Raw genomic sequence first — 3,804 nt, 5'->3', positions numbered from 1 at the left:
ATCAAATGCTGCAAGTCAGGGTCGGCAGCAATTCGCGACAATTCTTCGGCAACAATCTGTTTCACATCGGCTTTGATTTGATTGTAATTGCGTTCAATTTCCGCCTGCATGGTATCGTTGCCGTCCCCATCGCGGAAATCCAGAATTTCAGGGATTTTTTGGTAGGCTTTTGTTTCGGCGGCCACCTTTGCATTATCCACAACAATTTCGGCGTGGAAAATCTTTTGTTCTATCCGCTCGTCGAAATTGTCGGAAACTGCGCCCACAAACATTCCCTGCGTTAAATTACTGATTTTTGAAGCGGGTATCAGACTGTCCAACTGCGTGGAAATGGAGGTTGATTTGTCCTGCCTGTTAATCGTCATGGATTGGCGTTTTTGCAACACCTTTCCGAAACGCTCGGAAAGATTCTTTGCCGATTCGCCGACTACCTGACCGCTGAAAATATTGCCTACGGTGTTCATCACTACGGCGGCTTCCTTGTCGCCGTAATCGCGCTTTAACTGCGAAAAGTCCTGAAAACCCAAACAAACGGCGACTTTATTTGAACGCGCTGTTGCAATCAGGTTATCCAAACCACGAAAATAGATTGTCGGCAACTCGTCAATGATAACCGAACTTTTTAACTGTCCTTTCTTGTTTATCAATTTAACTATACGGCTGTTGTATAATCCCAAAGCCGCACTGTAAATGTTTTGACGGTCGGGGTTGTTGCCGACACAAAGAATTTTCGGCTTGTCGGGATTGTTAATGTCCAAAGAAAAATCATCGCCTGTCATAACCCAATACAATTGCGGGGAAATCATTCTTGACAAAGGGATTTTCGCGCTTGCAATCTGCCCCATCAACTGGTCAGCCGCTCCTCCTTCCCACGCATCCATAAAGGGACTTAAATAGTTCTCCAACTGCGGATAAGAAGTGAGTATCGGAAAAATATCGACATACTTTTGGTTGAGAAATTCAATGGCATGTGGAAAGGTGCAATACCTGCCGTTTTGAAAAATTTTGAGATACCAAATTATTGCAGCTAAGAGGATTATGGGCGATTCCACGAAAAAGTCGCCCTGTTTTTGTATCCAAGTTTTATTGAGGTTAAGCATAATTGTGTAGGCGCTTTCATAAGCGTCCGAAATATCGGTCATAAACACCGGATTGATTGGATTGCAACGGTGCGACTTGCGCGGATTGTCGAAATTGATAACATAGAATTTCGGTTTGACCCTGTATTTGTCAAGGTTGTGCATCAGCGTATTGTAGGCGATAACCGACAAGTCGTCAAACTTGAAATCATACACATATAAAGCGAAACCTTTCTGTATCTGCTGTTTAATGTAATTGTTGACTACTGCATAACTCTTGCCCGAACCCGGAGTGCCGAGTACGATAGAGGCGCGGAACGGATTGACAATGTTTATCCATCCCTTGTTCCACTTCTTTTTGTAGAAAAATCGTGTCGGCAAATTAACTGAATACTCGTTTTCCATCAGCCTCGTTTCCTGCATAAAACTTTCATTCTCAACATTAAAGACATCATCTAAAAGGTTGTTTTTGAGTAAGCGGCTCATCCACAATCCGGCAACGAGTAACAGGATATAGCCCAAAGTGAGCGTAAACACATAAAACGTAGTGTTTGCCACGAGTGGAAACGGCAAATACAGCAGCCACCAGTTCAGGAAAAACAGGATGAAGCCGAAAAACAGGAAAGTGTTGATTTTCGACCACTTAATCTTTTCTTCCTTAACGCCTTTCGTCCCCAAACAGGATAAAGCCAAAAACACAACGGCAAAGATTTTCGTCCAAAGAATGGATGAAAAAAGTCCCGTTGTACGGTTAAAATTCATCAGGATTTTATCGACAACGCCGATATTTACCCCGCACTCCACAATGTATTGGTAACAAAACCAATAGACATTGATAACACAAAACAAAATACTAACCGCCCGCATAAACTCCATTGTTTTTGCCAAGCCTCTTAAATCATCTTCCTGTTGCATAATCTTAATTTTTAATAGTTTATAATCTTCTTTGTTTTCTTTTTTTCTTTTTCAAACGGCGGATAAAGTTTTGTTCTTCAATTTCGTCCGCTGCCGAATATTCTGGTGAAAACAAATCGAAAATACCGCCAATGTCTGAACCTTGATTTTCATGATTAAAGGATTCACTTGATTTTTTATCTGTATCCTTTTGAACGTTGAATAAATCGTTGAAAACATTTGCCGAAAATTCCTTGCCCAAACGCGAGCCGTTGAACACGCACTTTTGTTCGTGGTCTATAAACGTTGCGCCATAGATTCTGCCCTGTTCGTTTTCACGGAACAATACTGAAATGCCCTGTTTAGCCAACGCGCCTTCAAAGTCGGCGCGGCGTTTTGAGGTAAGCATCACTGCCGAAATAACTTTTTTGCTGCGTTCTTTCAGGTGTTTACTTTTGATAATTTCCGCCGATTGTTCCATACGCTTTTCCAATGCTTCAATGCCAACGGATTTTCCAAAAAGCGAAGATTTGAACGGATTACCTGTTTTTTCACCCTTTTTATTCAATGCGGAATAAATCAATCCTTTATATTCTTTGCCGCCAATTTCGCCTTTCACTTCTTCCACTCCTATATTATATAAGGTAAGCAAGGCGCGGTATTCTTTCAAACTTTGAAAATGATAATCCTTTGCAATAGGGCGGATTACATTGGCTATTTGGTGCTTTATGTCGCCGTTTTTGTAATTGACCGGTTTGAGGGACAACAGGGATGATTGGGATTTTTGTTTTTGGTCGGCGGGGATTAGTCCGTATTTCTGTTCGAGGTCGCGACAAATGTCCATTGAGCGGCGGCGTTCAAAGTTGCCGTCAATCTTTCGTCCGTTCTCATCCACGCGCACCGAAACAATGTGAATGTGTTTGCGCTCAATGTCCTCGTGCTTGTAAACGATAAAAGGTTGGGCGCCGTAACCCATTTTTTGCATATAGGTTTGGGCGATTTCCGACAACTGTTCATCGGAAAGTTTGTCTTTCGGGTCGGGGTTTATGGACAGGTGAATGACCGGTTTTTCCGTCCGTTTGTTTGCCAAAAGGTAGTTTTCAAAGGACAGCAAACAGGTGGAAATATCAAAATTCCCGTCTTTCGGCTCTATCATTTTATTGCTAAAAATGACTTGCGCGTGCTTGTCTTCCACCTTGTTTTGATTGTAGGAAAGTGCGCCGTAGAGGTTATTGCTTGAGCTGATTTTTGCTATCATAATATTCAATTACGAATTAAAAATTACAAATTACGATTCAGGTATTTGCGTTCAAACTCTGCTGTCAAGTCCTCTATTCTTTGTTGAAAAGCGGCTAATTCTTTTGTCGCCTGTTCCAATTTATAGAGGAAAGCAAGGGCTTTTTTCTCGGTAAAAGTGGATTTTAAAGCCTTTGTAACCTGATTGTAATTCACGCCGATTGCGCGGAATTGTGCGTGAAATGTCGTCAATCGCATATAATAATCCATCGCCGCCTTGTCGATTTTGACCACCTTCAATTGCCGTTCAAAAATACAGGCGGTTATGAAATGCGCCCTGTCCTGCAAGCCTGACTGTTCAAAAAGCGTCAGGAACTTGGCAAAGTCCGCATCATTGAGGTTAATCGCCAAGCGGTGGCGGCAAGGGTCGGCTTTCGGCTTGCGCCCCACCTGCTTTGCTTTTTTATTTTCTGTTGCCATAACATTAAAATTTTACATTGTATTCAATAAAAACGCTGACTTCGGAAGCGTTTTTGCCCCCTGCAAGGGCAAGTGTTTTCAGGCACTGAAAATATTTTGAGGAACTCAAAATACA

Annotated in this window: 3 protein-coding genes; all 3 read right to left on the bottom strand. The window is 42.1% G+C overall.

What is annotated here, in order from left to right; genetic code table 11:
* Positions 1-1,994: conjugal transfer protein MobC (mobC, locus tag ACYPWY_RS15680; protein ID WP_459686484.1), on the bottom strand; the 1,994-nt coding region annotated here is incomplete at its 3' end.
* Positions 1,995-2,013: 19 nt separating this feature from the next.
* A complete protein-coding gene (mobB, locus tag ACYPWY_RS15675; protein ID WP_459686483.1) occupies positions 2,014-3,231 on the bottom strand; it encodes a conjugal transfer protein MobB in 1,218 nt (405 codons plus the stop codon).
* A 23-nt stretch (positions 3,232-3,254) separates the two neighbouring features.
* Positions 3,255-3,689, bottom strand: coding sequence for a conjugal transfer protein MobA (gene mobA, locus ACYPWY_RS15670; protein ID WP_459686482.1), 435 nt, complete (start codon positions 3,687-3,689; stop codon positions 3,255-3,257).
* Positions 3,690-3,804 lie beyond the last annotated feature (115 nt).

It is taken from the genome of Viscerimonas tarda (assembly GCF_054601255.1).
This window is presented reverse-complemented; position numbering and strand designations above follow the sequence as displayed.

Coding starts and splice junctions, on each gene's coding strand:
- mobB (WP_459686483.1), bottom strand. CDS start 3,231: ATGATAGCAAAAATCAGCTCAAGCAATAACCTCTACGGCGCACTTTCC.
- mobA (WP_459686482.1), bottom strand. CDS start 3,689: ATGGCAACAGAAAATAAAAAAGCAAAGCAGGTGGGGCGCAAGCCGAAA.